The 17821-nt window shown below is 36.6% G+C and carries 12 protein-coding genes; 9 read left to right on the top strand and 3 right to left on the bottom strand.

Annotated elements, in window-relative coordinates; translation table 11 throughout:
- Positions 1-164 precede the first annotated feature (164 nt).
- Together VB248_RS15020 and VB248_RS15015 are read right to left on the bottom strand one after the other, a co-directional pair.
- Positions 165-380, bottom strand: coding sequence for a hypothetical protein (locus tag VB248_RS15020; protein WP_323297617.1), 216 nt, complete (start codon positions 378-380; stop codon positions 165-167).
- Positions 381-435: 55 nt separating this feature from the next.
- Positions 436-1020, bottom strand: a complete 585-nt coding sequence (locus tag VB248_RS15015; RefSeq protein WP_323297616.1) for an Rpn family recombination-promoting nuclease/putative transposase — start codon at positions 1018-1020, stop codon at positions 436-438.
- A 262-nt stretch (positions 1021-1282) separates the two neighbouring features.
- Here VB248_RS15015 and VB248_RS15010 point away from each other — a divergent pair, with 262 nt between their 5' ends.
- From VB248_RS15010 to dcm, 9 genes are all read left to right on the top strand, one after another.
- The gene (locus VB248_RS15010; protein WP_323297615.1) at positions 1283-4459 is read left to right on the top strand and encodes a SusC/RagA family TonB-linked outer membrane protein; all 3177 of its coding nucleotides are present in this window, start codon (positions 1283-1285) and stop codon (positions 4457-4459) included.
- Positions 4460-4492: 33 nt separating this feature from the next.
- Complete coding sequence (locus VB248_RS15005; protein WP_323297614.1) at positions 4493-6130, top strand: RagB/SusD family nutrient uptake outer membrane protein; 1638 nt, start codon at positions 4493-4495, stop codon at positions 6128-6130.
- 66 nt (positions 6131-6196) lie between these two features.
- The gene (locus VB248_RS15000; protein ID WP_323297613.1) at positions 6197-7375 is read left to right on the top strand and encodes a hypothetical protein; all 1179 of its coding nucleotides are present in this window, start codon (positions 6197-6199) and stop codon (positions 7373-7375) included.
- Positions 7376-7648: 273 nt separating this feature from the next.
- Entirely contained in the window at positions 7649-9427 is a 1779-nt protein-coding gene (locus VB248_RS14995; RefSeq protein WP_323297612.1) for a hypothetical protein, read from the top strand.
- A gap of 193 nt (positions 9428-9620) precedes the next feature.
- Complete coding sequence (locus VB248_RS14990) at positions 9621-11489, top strand: glycoside hydrolase family 44 protein (protein ID WP_323297611.1); 1869 nt, start codon at positions 9621-9623, stop codon at positions 11487-11489.
- 109 nt (positions 11490-11598) lie between these two features.
- Entirely contained in the window at positions 11599-13359 is a 1761-nt protein-coding gene (locus VB248_RS14985) for a glycoside hydrolase family 9 protein (protein WP_323297610.1), read from the top strand.
- 6 nt (positions 13360-13365) lie between these two features.
- Positions 13366-14751 (top strand): cellulase family glycosylhydrolase, encoded by a 1386-nt coding sequence (locus VB248_RS14980; protein WP_323297609.1) that lies wholly within the window; start codon positions 13366-13368, stop codon positions 14749-14751.
- A 215-nt stretch (positions 14752-14966) separates the two neighbouring features.
- Entirely contained in the window at positions 14967-15272 is a 306-nt protein-coding gene (locus tag VB248_RS14975; protein WP_323297608.1) for a DUF6471 domain-containing protein, read from the top strand.
- Positions 15262-16647 carry a DNA (cytosine-5-)-methyltransferase gene (dcm, locus tag VB248_RS14970; protein ID WP_323297607.1) on the top strand — a complete coding sequence of 462 codons (1386 nt, stop codon included), beginning with the start codon at positions 15262-15264 and terminating at the stop codon, positions 16645-16647. The genes VB248_RS14975 and dcm overlap by 11 nt, the downstream gene beginning before the upstream one ends.
- Here dcm and VB248_RS14965 read toward each other — a convergent pair.
- On the bottom strand, positions 16637-17326 hold the full coding sequence (locus VB248_RS14965) for an NgoBV family restriction endonuclease (protein ID WP_323297606.1): 690 nt from the start codon (positions 17324-17326) through the stop codon (positions 16637-16639). The two genes, dcm and VB248_RS14965, sit on opposite strands and share 11 nt — an antisense overlap.
- Between the last annotated feature and the right edge of the window lie 495 nt (positions 17327-17821).

The following is a 17821-nucleotide window of genomic DNA, read 5'->3' as shown; positions in this document are numbered from 1 at the left end:
TTTTTGAAGGATTTTTGAAAAAAAATGGCTCAAAAGAAGTGGTAAAGATTGGCAATTTAACCTTGAAGGAGTTGAAAAAGTGGAGAAAATACGGATAAGTTAAATTTTTTGAAGAAAATTATGTATTTCTTCAATATAAATATTAGATAAAAGGAGTGTTTGGATTATTTTTTCTCAGTGATTTTTTGTTGAACTGATTTTACAAATTCAGCTGAAACGCCCACTATCTCAGAAATTTGTTCAATAGTTTTATTAGATTCAAGTAATAGATAATTGATGAATCTTTCTTTTTCGTGATTAATTTTTTTATTCTCAGCTTTTACAGCTTCTGCATTTCTTGCTACTAACATCTCAAATGCTGCTTTTTCATCAGGAGTCATTTTCCTACTATCTAATTCATCAATAGCAATTTTTAACCAGTCTTCATCCCAAAATTTAGGGAATTGAGTAGCTTGAGTAAGTTTTCATAGTATAAATTAATTTCTCTAAATCTGTCTGACAATCAGATGCTTGAATTGTAAATTTATCTAATTCTATTGTAATAAAAGTTAATTGCTCGTCAAAAAGTTCTCCTTGTTCATTTCTTAGATTTGCGAGCGTATGAAATTGAGGATAGGGTAGAATATTATTAGCTAAAATTGCGATGCAATATATTTTAGTTAGTAGCCCATAATCGAATTTACCTTTTTTTACCATAGCATTGAATTTATGTAAAGCGTAAAATTTCATACGCTGAACAAAGTCAGGAGCTTCACCATATTGCATTTCTACAATAAAATGATTGCCCGCTTCATCGGTACATGCTAAATCAAAAATGCCACTTCTCCCGTCTTGAGTAATACCTTCAAAAGTATTTTTATCAAATTGTATTTCTTTAATTGGTATATCAGATTTGATAAATGCTTGTAGAGCTTTTCGAAGAAAAAGTGTGTGTCCTTCGTTACCAAAGGTTATTTTAAAACCATAGTCTGATATTATAGGAATAAATATTTGATTATCCGTGTATAACGTTCTCATCATTGTAAAAAAACTAAAGTCTCAGAATACTTTAACTATTATCACTCCATATAAGATTTCATACTAAAATTTATCAATTTTTTTTCAAAAACTAAGGGTTTACCCTTGATTTTTAAATTAGGGGAAAGCCCTGATTTATATAGTGCAAATTAAACACAATTTTGTACTATAATTTTTTAGACTATCCTTTCAAAAAATTTAACTTTTTCAAGTAAACCCTTTTTTGCTCATATTTTATCAAAAGTAGCTCAATAAACAATTATTTATGAAAACAACTCTCCCAAGCAGTGGCCCACCAAAAGTGGGTAAAATACAGGTACTTTCATTCGCTATGATTCTTTTCGTGTGTTTGTTTCAATTATTTGACGTAAATGCGCAAAATGCTTCAAAAAAAATTACTGGTAAAATTGTGTCTTCGCAAGATAATCAGCCAATTCCCGGAGCAACAATTATGGTGAAAGGTACGAAAATCGGTAATACTGCCAATAGTGCAGGTGAATTTACGCTTGAAGCTAACTCGGATGCTACTTTGATTATTACTTCGGTGGGTTTTTCGCCACAAGAAGTGAAAGTGGCTGGCAGAACAAGAATCAACGTAACGATGGTGGAAAATATCTCTTCTTTAGATGAGGTAGTAGTAGTGGGATATGGTTCTCAGAAAACCCGTTACCTGTCGGGTTCACAAACTAATATCGGTGAAGCTGAGATTAAAAGAACTGTCAATACTTCACTTGACCAAGCTCTTCAAGGACGTGCGGCTAACGTTTATGTTGCCAGTAACTCTGGAAAACCGGGTGGTGCGGCTTCCGTATATATCCGTGGGGTATCTTCTATTAATGGTAATACGCAACCAATGTATGTGATTGATGGCGTACAAATTATGCCTCCAAGTACTACGGATTCGGAAGGACAATCGAACATTCTTGCAAGCTTAAACCCCGACGACATTGAGTCGATGAACGTACTTACTGGTCCTTCGGCACAGTCAATCTATGGTTCGAGAGCCTCAAATGGTGTAATTGTAGTAACAACTAAAAAAGGAAAGGCAGGCGAGACGAAGATTAACTTTACTTCGATGTACAATTTCCAGACTTTGCCAAAGCAATTGCCTGTAATGAACCTCAGAGAATACGCTGTTTATAGCAATGCTTGGTCGGATGCTGTGGGATATGGTCGTCAGGCTGAATTTTCAGACCCTTCAATTTTAGGAGAAGGTACAAACTGGCAAACGGCTTTGTTCAAAACGGCGGCAATGAAAAAACAACAGCTTTCATTGAGTGGCGGTAACGATAAAACTACTTATTATTTATCTTTTGAATTATTAAATCAAGATGGACTTGCTCCGAATTCAGGCTTTGACAGAAAATCTTTCAGATTAAATCTTGAAAATAAAGTACGCAGTTATCTGAAATTAGGAGCAAATATTTCTGTTTCTGGTACTTCTGAAAAGCTATCTATCAGTGATGACAATATTATCAGTACAGCCATTCAACAATCACCTGCCACACCCCTTTATAATGGAGATGGTTCTTGGGGTGGTCCACAAAACGTAACCCCAAGTACGCCTTCTTATGTGTTTGTAACCAATCCCGTGGCTTTGGCTTATACCAATAGCAATATTTACAATCGTGTGAGTTCGTTCGGGGCAGTTTATGCCGACATTACACCTTTGAAAGATTTGGTTTTCCATGCTGAATTTAACGGTACTTTCGGAAATGATACTCGTGCTATTTTCAATCCTTCGTATCAATTTGGAGCGAACAATATTACACAAGGAGCAAGCAATGCGGTTACTTCTTCAAGAAGAAATGCCAGCAATAGCTATTACTGGAGTACCAACCAACGTATAAATTATTCAAAAAGAATTAAAGAACATGATTTGAATATCACGGTTGGTCACGAAGCACAATTCAGTTTCTATGAAAATCTTTCAGGACAAGTAACGGGCTATACCAGTAACAACATTCCTGAATTATCAGCTGGAGATTTGAAAACTTCTATCAGTGGTAGTTACAGAGATGCAAGCTCGCAAGAATCGTACTTTACTCGTTTGGGATATATTTATAATGATAAATACATTTTACAGGCTACTTATCGTGCAGATGCTTCGTCAAACTTTGGTCCTAACAACAAATGGGGATATTTTCCTTCTATTTCAGCCGCTTGGCGTGTTTCAAAAGAGCCATTTATGACAAACGTTCGTTTTGTGGACGATTTGAAATTAAGATTAGAAATGGGTACAACCGGAAACCAGTATTATGGAAAACCGATTTATGCTTCTTTGAATGCCATTCCTACGCAAACAGGACAAGGATTTTTGGCAGCCAATTTTGCTAACCCTGATTTGAAATGGGAAAGTACACAGTCGTACAACATTGGTTTTGATTTACACGCTTTCAAAAACAGAGTACAGATTGTATTTGATGCTTACCTCAGAAAAACCAGTAACTTAATTACTGAACTTCCATTGCCCGCTTATGCAGGAACAACGGGAACGGGTGCGATTGGTTCGCCAGTAGTGAACCTTGGCGATTTGGAAAATAAAGGACTTGGTGTTTCTGTAAACCTTGTTCCAATTGAATCAAAGACTTTAAAAGGACTTACTTGGAGAACTGGATTTAATATTTCTTTAGACAGAAACAAATTGTTAAAACTAAACACAGAAAGAGCTTTTGCTACTCGTAAGCCTTGGTTTACAGACGTAATTTCTCGTTCAGATATTGGGCAACCACTTTGGCAATTCTATTCTTATAAGTATGCAGGAATTATCAAAGATTACCAAGATTTAGTAAACAGTGCTAAACCTGCCAATGTACCTATCAGCAGAGAGGGCGTTTGGGTAGGTGATGTGAAATTTGTGGATGTAAACGGCGATGGCATTATCGACGACCAAGACAGAACGCTTATCGGAAATCCTTGGCCAAAATTCACTTTTGGTTTCAACAACAATATCTCTTATAAAAACTTCGACTTGTCGATTTTCATGCAGGGAACTTACGGAAATCAGATTTTCAACCAATTAAAATTAAACAACTCTGGTTTTACGAACCTTATCCGTGGAGCTTATAAAGAAGCTATCACTTTTGCTCGTCCGAGTAGTTATGATGAATCGGCAACACTTTTGAACCCAGACACCAACGTGCCAAGAGTAGGCAATACGCCAAACGGCAATGGTAGAGCAACGGATAAATTTATAGAAGATGGCTCGTACTTGCGTGTGAAAAACATCACTTTGGGCTATTCATTACCAAAAGAAATTCTGAAAAAATACTTGCCAATCAATGGATTGAAAGTAACAGCGGGTGTTCAGAATGCCTTTACGATTACAAACTATACTGGTTATGACCCTGAAGTTGGAAATTCAGCCAATGTACCGGGCTTTGACAATGGTCGTTATCCATCTTCGAGAATGTACACTTTTAGCTTGTCGGCAGACTTCTAATTTTTACATTTCATCTTTCTAAATGATAATACAATGAAAAAAAATATTCTTTTAAAATACATATTTATCTTTCTAACGCTTTGCGGTTTGGCAAGTAGCTGTAAGACAGACTTCTTAGAACGACCGCCACTAAGTAACCTAACGGCTGGTACTTTCTTTAATACTGATGCTGAACTTTTGGCAAGTACAGGTGCTTTGTACAACCAAGTGTGGGCGGGGGCTAACGGACAATCGCTTTTGTCTTTTGGTGATGGTCGTGGAGGAAACTTCTTTACGCCTTACGTAGCTGACTGGTTGCAGTTCTGTACGTTTGCGGTTTCAAATACCAACGGTGCTTTAAAAGACTCTTGGTCTTCTTTCTACAATATCATTGCTCAGGCGAATGTATTGATTAGTAACGTAAACTCTTATTCAAAACCAGCAGTTTCGGTAGGAGCGAAGAGAACCGCCATTGGCGAAGCTCGTTATATGCGTGGTTTGGCGTACTCGTACTTGGTGCAAAACTGGGGGCCAGTACCGATTATTACTGATAACATCAAACAAGGTGGCGATACTACGCTTACTCGTAATACCGTAGAAAGCGTTTGGGAATTTGCTATTCGTGATATGCAATATGCGGTGGCAAACTTGCCAGTAACTACTACAAATGGTCGTTTGACAAAGTATTCTGCCGAAGGTATGTTGGCAAGATTTTACTTGACTCGTGCAGGTTTGGGTTCTACCAACGGACAAAGAAGTCAGGCATATTTAGATAGTGCCAAGTATTATGCAAGAGATGTGATTATGAACAGTCAATATAAATTGATGGAAAATTATGCTGATTTATTCTTTACTAAAAACAATAACAATCCAGAGCAATTGTTTGGTTTACAGTGGGTTCCTTTGCGTGACCCTTGGGGAGTTGGTAATACTTTTCAGTCTCAGTTTGCAGCAAACAGCTTAATCACTGGTGGTTCAGATGGTTGGGGTGGTGGACACGGTGCTTCTGCCGATTATATCATCAATCTTGAACCGGGCGATTCAATCCGTAGAAAAGCAACTTATATGTTCCCAGGCGACCATTATCCTGAATTGAACAAAAAAGGAGGAGGATGGTCTGAACCTATTCCAGATGCTAATACTTATGCCAACATTGCTCACTTCAAAAAATACATTGTAGGCTCGCCCGACGATAACGACGGAAAAGGACAAGTACAAGCTACTGGCAACAATACTTATATGCAACGTTTGGCGGATGTGTATTTGATTTATGCAGAAGCAATTTTGGGAAATAACTCTTCAACCAGCGACCCAGAAGCCGTAAAATACTTCAATGCCGTAAGAACAAGAGCAGGTTTGCCAGCCGTTAAGTCATTTACTTATGACCAACTTTTGCACGAACGCCGCTATGAATTTGCGGTTGAGGGCGACGCTTGGTATGATATTGTTCGCTTGTATTATTACAATCCTACCAAAGCAAAAGCTTACATTAACGCACAAGTAAAAGGGGATTATAAATTGACCATCAAGCCGGGTACTTATGCACCCAACAAAGCACGTGAATTCCAGATTACTATCGTGAATCCACGAAACTTCTCGGTCAATGATGCCACAATATTTTTGCCTTATCCAGATACCGAATTGGCGATAGCTCCGAACCTGAGAAAACCGCCAGTGCCATACAAGTTTTAGCAAGAATATTCCTCTTGAAAAATTCAAAAGGAGCTGAAAAATGCTCCTTTCAAAATACTTAGAACAATGAAAAAAACAATAGATTTTATATTTGGCAAACTGGGTTTTGTGATACTATCCTTGGTAGTAATTGCAAATGTAGTACTGTCGTCTTGCAAAGAATCCGATTCGGTAGAGCCTATCAGTACTGGCACACCCGTTATCAAAAAAGTATATGTGTTGGATACCATCACTCGTCACAAAGACAGTACCATCGTGGGGGCTGAACCTTATACTTTAATTGTAATCAATGGCGAAAACCTCGGTGGAGTTATCAGAGCCTATATCAACGATTACGAAACTTCTTTCAATACCAATTACAATACAAACACAGATTTGATTATCCGTATTTCGGGCGATACGCCAACAGACTCAAAAGTGAGCAATAAAATCAAATTAGTGACTTCTCATGGCGAAGCTACTTTTGATTTTAAAATTATTGCGAAGCCTAATATCGGTTCATTTGATGTTTATAATTTCGGTACTGGTAGAGGTGACATTACTTTTAAAGGTAAAAACTTTGAAGATGTAACAAAAGTAGTGGCTTACAAAGACAGAGACAGCCCAACGGAAGTAATCAAAGACAGTATCGTTTGTACAGTAGTTTCTAAAACTACGGATAAATTGGTCGTGAGAATCCCAAGTACAAAATTGAGCCGTGTAACGCTTAACTTCACTAACTCAAGCGGTACAACCAAAGGTTCGGACGTATTCGTGAATGCCGATGTTGCTTTACCATTCTTTACAGAAGATTTCGGAACGTTTACAAGCCCTGACGGCGATGGAAAATGGAATGGAGATTCATGGGGAAATCCAGTAACGGTAAACGCTGACCAAGCTTTTGCAGGAAAAAAATCTTTCTCAATCGCTCTAAGTGCAGGCGGTTGGTCGTGGTTTGGTTTTACAAGTTGGTGGCCAAGATTTTACTATTCAACAGATTATAAATACTTAGTTTTTGCTATCAAAGGCGGAGCGAACGATATGCCACTTTGGATTACTTCGGATGCTACCAAAGCAGGTTTTGCAGAATTTCCTGACAAAAACAGAATTGAAGTAAAAGCCAAAGTATGGAATTATTACAAAATTGCGATTGCAGATTTAGACTTTATGTACTCGGGAAGTATCACACCAAGAGTCGGATTCAGACCAAAAGGCCCAGACAAAACAGACCTTTTGTACTTTGATGATGTAATGTTGGTAAAATAAGTCGCAAAGGTCGTCTTGTGTAGTCCTAAAACACATTCATAATTTAGGTAAATTGTATAATGGTTAAAAATCCTTCTACGCTTTGATAGAAGGATTTTTTTTAACGCTATCTTACAATTTAGCTACGATTCATCAACTATTAGTATGTCAATTATTGAAGTAAGTTTTTGTTTTCTATCAATCATTTATATTCAGAAGATTGAAATACCAATCACTACTTTTATACCAGCACTCGATTCCTGACTCATCTCAATTCACTAATAACATAGATTTATGAAATTATTATTTGACAAGCTTTACCTTTTAGCGTCTCTCTGTGTGTGTACTTCATGCTCAAAAGGAACAGACGAACAAATTACCGCTATCGTTGATACTACGGTTTCGGTAGCTCCAGCCGTTGACCCTAAAGTAGCTACTACCGTTGGTTTCTTTTTAGATGAATGGCAACCTAAAAGTTATATTGTTCCCAGTTATACAGAGTTCACTGCTCCGACCGAAGCCCTTACAACGGTTACTTTAGATGCCTCTAAGATTATTGCTAAAATTCCCCCACAAATCTTTGGACATAATGCTAATACTTGGATGGGAACATTTACCGATACACCAAGCTTTATTAACGACATTAGCAATCTAAAACCAAACATCATTCGTTGGCCAGCAGGAAGTGGAAGTGATGGCTACTTCTGGAATGCTTCGCCAACACAAGACCCCAATAATAGTAGCCGACAAAGACCTTCGGCTCAGTACATGAAAGATTGGGGCGTGCCAGATAAACATATCGACAAAGACGGAAATGCGGTAGATGCTTTCTTTTTCTATGGACAAACCAATGATAATTGGAGAGCTTCATTGACTAATTATTACGATATGCTTCGCCAAACCAATAATAAAGGTATCATCACTGTAAATTATGGCTTTGCTCGCTATGGAACAAGTGCCAATCCTGTGGCAACTGCCGCTCACCTTGCCGCAGAATGGGTACGCTACGACAAAGGAAGAACCCAATACTGGGAAATCGGAAATGAAAATTATGCCGACTGGGAAGCAGGTTATAGAATTGATGTAAGTAAAAACAAAGACGGACAACCTGAATTTTTAACAGGAAAATTATACGCACAACATTTTAAAGTATATGCCGATTCGATGCGAAAAGCTGCGGCAGAAGTAGGAGCAAAAATCAAAATTGGGGCTGTTATGCAAGAATCAAAAACGGAAGCTTGGCAAAACAATACGACCAAAACTTGGAATGCGACCTTGATTCCAGAAATCAATAATCAAGCTGATTTTTATATTGTGCATAATTATATTACGCCTTATGGACAAAAATCAAATGCCGCTACCATCCTTACCGCTGCCCAAACTGTTCCTGCCCAAATGATGAGTTTTGTAACAAACGAAATCACTCAAAATGGAGGAGCAATCAAGCCAATCGCTTTTACAGAATGGAATATGTGGGCTTTGGATTTGAAACAACAAGTATCGAATATCAGTGGACTTTTTGCCCTGACAGTACAAGGCGAAGCCATTAAAAATAACTACGGTTTGGCGGCTCGCTGGGACTTGTTGAATGGCTGGGAAAATGGTAATGACCACGGACTTTTCAGCGACGGCGGTAGTGGCGACGACCCTCGTTGGAATCCTCGTCCTTCGTTTTATTATATGTATTATTTTCAGAAAATGATTGGCGATAGATTGGTTTCGTCGGCTGTAACAGGTACAGGAAATACAGCCATCAAATCTTATGCTTCAACTTATTCGACTGGACAAGTAAATATTACACTCTTGAATACTTCAAACGTACCACTGACAGTGGAGGTAAAAACGAGTAACTTCCGCATGGGTTCTCGTTTTTATTGGTACAGCTTAGAAGGAAGTAACGACAATGGTGAATTTTCAAGAAAAGTATTGGTAAATGGAATTGGCCCAAAAGGAGCTGCTGGCGGCCCTGCTGACTATCATTCCTTGAAAGCTCGTTCTGCCAGTACTGCGGGTGGCATCAAAGTAATTGTTCCTGCTTATGGTTCAGTTTGTATGATGGTTGATAAAAAGTAATTATCAGTAAGTAATTAGGCAGTATTAAATTAATTGTAATGCTTTAGGCAATAGGCTGTAAGCAGTAAGCAAAAATACTTTTTTCGTTAAAAAATAAACATTTTGCCTATTGCCTAAAGCTTATAGCCTAAAGCACGACTAATGACTGCTTGTTGCCAATCAGTAAAACATTAAGCTTCAAATCTCAAATGTTATGAAATACATTTTTTTCATTTTCGTCTTTATCAGTTGGTCGATAAAAGCACAAGTATCTATTAAAATTGATGCTACTGCCGAAAAAAAAGCGATTTCTCCGTACTTGTATGGTAGAAATAATTCTCTTTCAACAGACCCCGGAAAAGTATTGAATATCAATTGGACGATGCTAAAAGATGCAGGGATAACTTTTTTCAGAGAAAGTGGCGGTAATAATTCTACAAAATACAATTGGCGAAAGAAATTATCTTCGCATCCTGACTGGTACAATAATGTTTATGGCAATGATTGGGATGTTGCGGCAAAATCCCTCATCAGCAATATGCCCAAAGCACAGGGAATGTGGGCTTTTCAACTATTGGGCAAAGTAGCCAAAACAAACAAAGCTAATTTTGCCGATTGGGATTACAACAAATCGCAATGGTGGGAGGGAGTCAATCAGAATTTAGCAGGAAATGGGGTGCTGAATCCTACGGGTTCTAAAGCTAAAGTGGAAGGAGATATAAATTTATACTTAGAAGATTGGCCCGCCGATTCTACGGTAGGCATCTTAGACCATTGGTTCAAGGATTTAGCTTTAGACAAAAATTCATTGACCTACTGGAACATGGACAATGAAGTAGAAATCTGGAATGGCACACACGACGACGTAATGCCTGTACAGATTTCAGCCGAAGCATTTATGCAAAAGTACTTCGAAGTAGCCAAGAAAGCCCGTGCGAAATTCCCGAATATCAAATTAGTTGGCCCCGTTACAGCCAATGAATGGCAATGGTACAACTGGCCCAATGGTATTTCCGTCAATGGAAAAAGTTATCCGTGGTTAGAATTTTTCATCAAAAGAGTAGCCGAAGAACAAAAAAGTTCTGGTATTAAATTGCTGGATGTGCTGGACATTCATTACTATCCGGGAAGCAACAAAGTAGATGAAGTAATGCAATACCATCGGGTTTTCTTTGATAGAGATTATGTATATCCCGAAGCCAACGGTGTGAAAACTATCAATGGTGGCTACGATAATTCGCAGACAAAAGAGTATATTTTTGGCAGAGTCAACGATTGGTTAGATAAATATTTAGGTACAAATCATGGCGTGAAATTGGGCATCACCGAGTCAGGTATCAATATTTCTGACCCCAACGCTATTGCTGTTTGGTATGCTTCTACTTTGGGTGAGTTTATGAAAAATGAAGTTGAAATATTTACGCCTTGGTCTTGGCCAGTGGGAATGTGGGAAACGGTTCATTTATTCAGTCGTTACAATCAGCCTTTTTCTATCAAAAGTTCTTCTACTGACGAAACCCTTGTTTCGGCATATCCAAGTATTAATGCAAGTCAAGATTCTTTGACTGTAGTGTTAGTGAATCGTTCTACAAACAGTTCAAAAACGACTACTGTGAGTTTTAATAATTTCGTTTTGTCGGGTAAAAATGCCACCGCTTTGGCTTTGAAATCTTTGCCCAGTACCGAAACTTTTGTATCGCACACACAAAATGCTTTGAGCAAAAGCAATGTAAGCATAGCCAATAATACCATTTCGCTGACGCTCCCTGCTTTGTCTATTACTTCAATACAATTGGCTGGTAAAGTAGGACAATACTCCGCCGTTTTAGGTACTTCAACTGAGCCAGAAAGTAACATTAAAGTTTTCCCCAATCCTTTTGCAAACGAATTTACGGTTGATACAGGCACAGAGAAATTCAAACAAATTGAACTGTTCGACGAAATGGGTAAGCAAGTTTACACGCAAAGCATAGCCAACGGCGAAACTGTTATTGGCGTAAGTCCCAAAGTAAAATCGGGTACGTATTTATTGAAAATATCCAACGATAAATCTTTGGTTGTCAAGAAAATATTAGCCCTTTGACAAACAAGTACACACAGCGAATTGCTTTGTTTTTCAGAAATTTATACAGTAAAATATTGCAGATGTTTCCAAGAGTTACATCACTACCAACCATTTATAAAATTATATCATGAAAATTAAACACATTTTTGGCTTAGGTTTTTGTCTATCCATTATAAACACTTGTGCCTTAAATGCACAAAAAATATCCGAAGATATTCGCCTCAATCAAGTAGGTTTTTATCCTAATGCCCCCAAATTAGCGGTTATCGTAAATGCCAAGGCTCAAACCTTTTTAGTGAAAACTGCTGATTCGAAAACTACCGTACTTATCGGAAAATTAAGTAAGCCACGTAATTCTGAATTTTCAGAAAAAACTACCCAAATCGCTGATTTTTCAAGTTTTAATCAAACAGGAAAATACCTTGTAGAAGTACCTGATTTAGGCGTTTCGTATCCTTTTGAAATTTCGGAAAAAGTACACGATGCAGCAGCTAAAGCGTCTTTGAAAGCCTTTTATTATCAAAGAGTTTCTACCGAAATTCCTGAAAAATTTGCAGGAAAATGGGCAAGACCTTTCGCTCATCCAGACGATAAAGTATTGGTGCATGCTTCTGCCGTTTCGGCTGAAAGACCCGAAGGAACGGTGATTTCCTCGCCCAAAGGTTGGTACGATGCTGGCGATTACAACAAGTATATCGTTAATTCGGGCATTACGATGGGAACTCTCTTTGCGATGTACGAAGATTTTCCTGCCTATTTCCAACAACAACACTTAAATATTCCTGAAAGTAATAATGCTGTTCCTGATGTGTTGGACGAAGCTTTATGGAATTTACGTTGGATGCTAACCATGCAAGATACCGACGGCGGAGTATATCATAAATTGACAAATGCCAATTTTGATGGGATGATAATGCCCAAAAAAGCAAAGAAACCTCGCTATGTTGTACAAAAAGGCACAGCCGCAACGCTTGATTTTGCTGCTGTCATGGCACAAGCGGCACGTATTTTCAAGCAATTTCCGAATGAATTTCCTGCTTTGGCAGATTCTTGTTTGACGGCTTCTACTCGTGCTTGGGAATGGGCGATTAAAAACCCTGATGTGCATTACGAACAAGATAAAATGAATGAAAAGTTTTTGCCCAAAATCACCACAGGAGCTTATGGCGACAGTAATTTTTCTGACGAATGGACATGGGCAGCTTCTGAATTGTACATTACAACCCAAAACGAAAAGTACTACGAAACTTTACAAATCATTCCTGCACAAAAAATGCTTGTACCATCATGGAATCAAGTAAGATTGTTGGGCTATTACTCTTTGGTAAGATTTCAAAAGCAGTTGACAGGCAAAGCCAAAGAAGATTTTCCAGCTCTGAAACAAAGCCTTATTGCTTTTGCTGATACTTTGGCAAGTGGCATCGAAAAACGCTCGTTTCAGACTTTGATGGGAAAAACCGCCAAAGATTTTGTTTGGGGAAGTACAGCAGTAGCAGCCAATCAGGGCATTGCGATGATACAAGTATATCAACTCACGAAAGATAAAAAATACTTAACTTACGCTTTGACGAATCTTGACTATATTTTAGGCAGAAACGGAACAGGTTATTCTTTCCTGACTGCTTTTGGTTCAAAAACACCCATGCACCCACATCATCGCTTGTCAATTGCCGACGGTATTGTAGAACCTTTACCTGGTTTTTTATCAGGTGGTACTAATCCCGGACAACAAGATAAATGCGAAGGTTACAAAACTAAAGTAGCCGACGAAAGTTATTTAGATGTCGATTGTTCCTATTCAACCAACGAAATTGCTATCAACTGGAATGCTCCGATGGCATATTTAGCGGGAGCAATAGAAGCCTTGCAGGCAAGTATTTTAAATTAAAGCTTGATGAAAAATCTTATTGTTTGCATACTTTTCTTATGTTTTGGATTGAATCATAAGTTATCTGCTCAAAATCTGGCTTCTAAAAGAGCCTCTGAAATGGGTTTGGGAATGAATCTTTCTTATTTAGATAATTATTGGGGTGGTTCAAGAGCGAATCATTTTGGTGATTTTGTAAATATGACTGAGCTAATGAAACGGAAAGTAATGCTTGCTAATATTGCCAAAGCAGGTTTTAAAACTGTTCGTCTTCCCGTTTGTTTTAGTGCATTTGCCAGTATTCAAGCTCCTTACCAATGGGATTTTCCTCTTGGACTTACGGCAGTGGATTCCATGTTAAAATGGTGTGCAAACAATAATTTAAAAGTAATTGTAGATTTTCATCATCCTGAGTTTGACGGCTCGATTGAAGGAGCGAATACGATTGAACGAAAACTTACTTTGTGGAAATCTATCGCTGAAAGGTATAAAAATACAGACCCTGAAAAAGTATTTTTTGAATTACAAAATGAACCGCACGATGTCACTGCTACTGAATGGCGGATACAAGCCAATCAATTGATTAGTACAGTTCGTGCTATTGCCCCAAATCATACTTTTATTGTGGGTTTTCATGATTGGAATGGACGAAATGCCATGATTCAGTCTGAACCATTTGCGGATGCAAACATCATTTATACTTTTCATTATTATGACCCTTTTATTTTCACACATCAAGGAGCAACTTGGTCGAGTCCAGAAATTAAGGATTTAAGAAATATTCCTTTTCCGTACAGTATCAATCCCAATATTACAGTGCCAGCATCCGCCAAAGGTACGTGGATAGAAGGAAGTATTAAGAACTATGCCAACGAAGGTACTGATGAAGTGATTTACAATGCCCTTTCAAGGGCTAAAGATTGGTCTCTACAAAAGAATGTCCCTATTTTTCTGGGAGAATTTGGTTCATACAGCGAGTTTTCAGACGCAGACAGTCGTTGCCGTCATGCCACGGCGATTTATAAAGCTTTGGGTTTATTAGAAATTCCTTCTGCTTGGTGGGAATGGGACGCAGGTTTTTCAATGTTTCAAAAAGGAACAACAGAGATTTCTGCTTGTATGAAATTGGCACTTGAAAACTATACTTTAAAAGTATTGGGTTTAAACGAAGTACCAGAACTGAATAATATTGAAGTTTTCCCAAATCCCAGTCAAGATATTTTTATCGTTAGGAATACGGCCAACAACATTGCGACATCAGAACTGATAGATTTACAAGGAAATATGATTGGTAGATTTGAGCTAATCAACAATAGTATCACACTAAGTACACAGGCTTCAGGGATGTATATTTTAAAGTTTTTTGATGCCAAAAATAGAATTTTAGGCTATAAAAAAATCATCAAATTATAACAAACCGTAACACGGATTTCCAATCCGTCATTGAATAGACGTTTTTTGTTGGATTGGAAATGCGTGCTACGGAAATACACCTTACTTCTACAATATATTTCTCTCTCATATATTCTTCTTCTTATATTCCTGAAATCTCTTTAGGGTCTTTAATATGTATTTTTTTGCATATCTAATCTAATATTCTCATATTTGCAAATATAAATATTGGTGTTATGTCAGAATGGAATCATAAGGTCAAAAGATTACTCAAATCAGAGTTAGTGAAAAGAGGTTTGTCAACAGAAGATTTAACCGTTTTATTAAACTCAAATGGCTGTGCAGAAACAAAATCAAGTGTTGATAGTAAAATTAGTAGAGGAACTTTTAGTGCATCTTTTTTTATGCAATGTCTCTATGTAATTGGCTGTACAAAAATTGAAATTGAACAATTTAATTCAAGTTTTATCATTTCTCAGCCATCTAACTTGTTAGTTGCAGAACCTAAAACCGATTTAAAAATATCAAGAGATGAAAACTAAATTAAAGTTTATAGATTTATTTGCTGGTCTTGGAGGCATACGTCTTGGTTTTGAACAGGCGTGTCGAGAAAGAGGTATTGAAACAGAGTGTGTTTTAACTTCAGAAATTAAGCCTTATGCAATTCAGACACTAAAACATAATCTTTTAAAAGATGAATCTCAAAATGAAAATTTTGTAGGAGATATTTTTCAAGTTAAAAATGAAGATATTCCACCATTTGATTTCTTGTTTGGGGGATTTCCTTGTCAGCCTTTTAGTGCAAGTGGAAAACGTAATGGTTTTGCAGATACCAGAGGAACTCTTTTTTTTGAAATCGAACGAATTCTCAATTATCATCAACCTCAAGGATTTATTCTTGAGAATGTTGAAGGACTGGTAAAGCATGACTTAGAATCTAAGAGTGATTCAATTGGAAGAACGTTAAAAACGATTTTATATAAGCTCGAAACAGAATTAGGATACCGAGTTTCATGGAAAGTATTAGATAGTGTTCATTTTGGTGTTCCACAATCTCGAAAACGTGTCTTTATTGTTGGTACAAAAGATCAAAAAGTTTGTTTGGATAATTTTGAACCTACCTATAAAGTATTAAACGATATTTTGGAAAAAGATAAGCCCACAATGGATACTGATTTTACCAAAAAACTTTTCTCACATTTTTCCATACAAGAACTTTATGGTAAGTCTATTAAAGATAAACGTGGAGGAGAAAATAATATTCATAGCTGGGATATAGGTATTAAAGGTGAATGTACCAAAGACCAAATAAATGTATTAAATAGGCTTTTTAAAGAACGTAGAAAAAAACAATGGGCAAGTGAAATAGGTATTGATTGGATGGATGGCATGCCATTAACTTTAAAGCAAATTCAATCGTTTTTCCCTGCGAATAATTTATTTGAAAGTTTCGATGTAAAAACACTTTTGGATGATTTGGTAGATAAAGGATACATAAGATATGAACATCCTAAAAAATTAGTCAGTGAAGCTACTCCAAATGGAGTAATTACATCCAGAGTTTATGATGAGACAAAACCAAAAGGATATAATATTGTTACGGGTAAGCTAAGTTTTGAAATTAATAAAATATTACATCCATTTGAAATAGCCCCAACATTAGTTGCAACGGACATGGTGAAAATTGTTGTACCAGATGGTAATGGAATAAGGAGATTAACCAAAAGAGAGGGTTTACGTTTGTTTGGATATCCAGAAGATTATGAGATACCAGTAAAGGAAACTTTAGCTTTCGATTTATTAGGTAATACTGTTGTTGTGCCAGTAATTAAAGCGATAGCAGAAAGAATGTTAGATGTAATAGAAACCTTAGACGTTGAAGTAATGGATTTTGAATATACTGGTATTATAGTTTAATACCAGTATGTTCAAAGTATTTACTACAAACTTTCTCAAGCCAATTTTCACTATAACTTTTAGAAGTATTTTCATACTTGTTGTGAGTTTCTGCTATCGCTTTTAAAAAACTTAATTTATCTTCAAATGGTTTGTTTTTATTAGTTTTCCCATACCATTTTATAGGTCTTAAGTTGTATGGTTGCGAATATTTAGTTTGTAGATTAATAGGGTTGGTTCCTGAGCTTCCTGCTATTTCCCAAACTTTTTTGAGCCAAATATTATCAATGCTTAATGCTCCATCAATCATTTTATAGCTAAGTATTAAATAATCGGCATCAAGTCTTTCAGGTTTTGATAAAAGTGATTGACTATAAGCATTAAAGTTGGCAATATCAAAGGCAGGACTTGCATTTGCATTAAATGTTTTAATCTCTAAAAAGCCTTTATCATCATCTTCTGATAGTAGAAAGTCTGGAAATTCTTGAGTGTTGATTTTTGTTCTATAAAATATATTATTTTGACTGAGCCATTTACCAATCCATTCTTGAATTAAATCACCAAGAGCATCTCTTCCTTTATATCTTGCTGAAATACCTCCAAAAATAATTTCAACACTTCCAATTTGTTCCTTTATTTTGAAGTCATTTAATAACAAATCATAAATTTCATGAGCAGTAACTTTTTTCTTTTCTATCATTCTAAGCGTTAATTGTTAAAGTTGTAAGTAAATAATCTCCAATTTCCCCATTCCCATCAAACAATCAAAATTCCTTAATAAAATCTTTTTGTATTTTTATTAAACGGTAAAAAAGGCTTTTTAAACCTTGTTTTAGGCTGTTTTTGAGTTTTTTATGGTATAAAAAATAGCCTTGGTTGTTTCGTTTATTTTTTAGTAAATGGTTTTAACTTTTATGTCGTATTACGATGAGCCATTGTAACACGTAAAAATTATAAAGTAGTGTAACAATGAGCCATTGTAACACGTAAAAAGTTTAAAGTAGTGTAACAATGAGCTATTGTAGACACTATCCCATATTTTGTGTAAGTTGTTTTTTGAATTTCAGGCACCCTCCGGCACCCTCCCTTTAGTTGTGTAAGTTTTGTTGGGGCTTTGATTTTTTAAAAAATCAAAGCCCCAACAAAAAACTTTAAATAACTTAGGAACAATAATTGTCATTTTTATGGATAAGTC

The sequence above is a fragment of the Arcicella rigui genome (genome assembly GCF_034929435.1).
In the GTDB taxonomy this organism is placed as follows: domain Bacteria; phylum Bacteroidota; class Bacteroidia; order Cytophagales; family Spirosomataceae; genus Arcicella; species Arcicella rigui.
Note: the sequence above shows the minus strand (reverse complement) of the source record. Positions and strands in the feature narration are given on the sequence as shown.

Bases quoted from the DNA above. Each gene is read 5' to 3' on its own strand.
- VB248_RS15010 (WP_323297615.1), top strand. From the start codon at position 1,283: ATGAAAACAACTCTCCCAAGCAGTGGCCCACCAAAAGTGGGTAAAATA.
- VB248_RS14985 (WP_323297610.1), top strand. From the start codon at position 11,599: ATGAAAATTAAACACATTTTTGGCTTAGGTTTTTGTCTATCCATTATA.
- VB248_RS14980 (WP_323297609.1), top strand. From the start codon at position 13,366: ATGAAAAATCTTATTGTTTGCATACTTTTCTTATGTTTTGGATTGAAT.
- VB248_RS15005 (WP_323297614.1), top strand. From the start codon at position 4,493: ATGAAAAAAAATATTCTTTTAAAATACATATTTATCTTTCTAACGCTT.
- VB248_RS15000 (WP_323297613.1), top strand. From the start codon at position 6,197: ATGAAAAAAACAATAGATTTTATATTTGGCAAACTGGGTTTTGTGATA.
- VB248_RS14990 (WP_323297611.1), top strand. From the start codon at position 9,621: ATGAAATACATTTTTTTCATTTTCGTCTTTATCAGTTGGTCGATAAAA.
- VB248_RS14975 (WP_323297608.1), top strand. From the start codon at position 14,967: ATGTCAGAATGGAATCATAAGGTCAAAAGATTACTCAAATCAGAGTTA.
- dcm (WP_323297607.1), top strand. From the start codon at position 15,262: ATGAAAACTAAATTAAAGTTTATAGATTTATTTGCTGGTCTTGGAGGC.
- VB248_RS15020 (WP_323297617.1), bottom strand. From the start codon at position 380: ATGACTCCTGATGAAAAAGCAGCATTTGAGATGTTAGTAGCAAGAAAT.
- VB248_RS15015 (WP_323297616.1), bottom strand. From the start codon at position 1,020: ATGATGAGAACGTTATACACGGATAATCAAATATTTATTCCTATAATA.
- VB248_RS14965 (WP_323297606.1), bottom strand. From the start codon at position 17,326: ATGATAGAAAAGAAAAAAGTTACTGCTCATGAAATTTATGATTTGTTA.
- VB248_RS14995 (WP_323297612.1), top strand. From the start codon at position 7,649: ATGAAATTATTATTTGACAAGCTTTACCTTTTAGCGTCTCTCTGTGTG.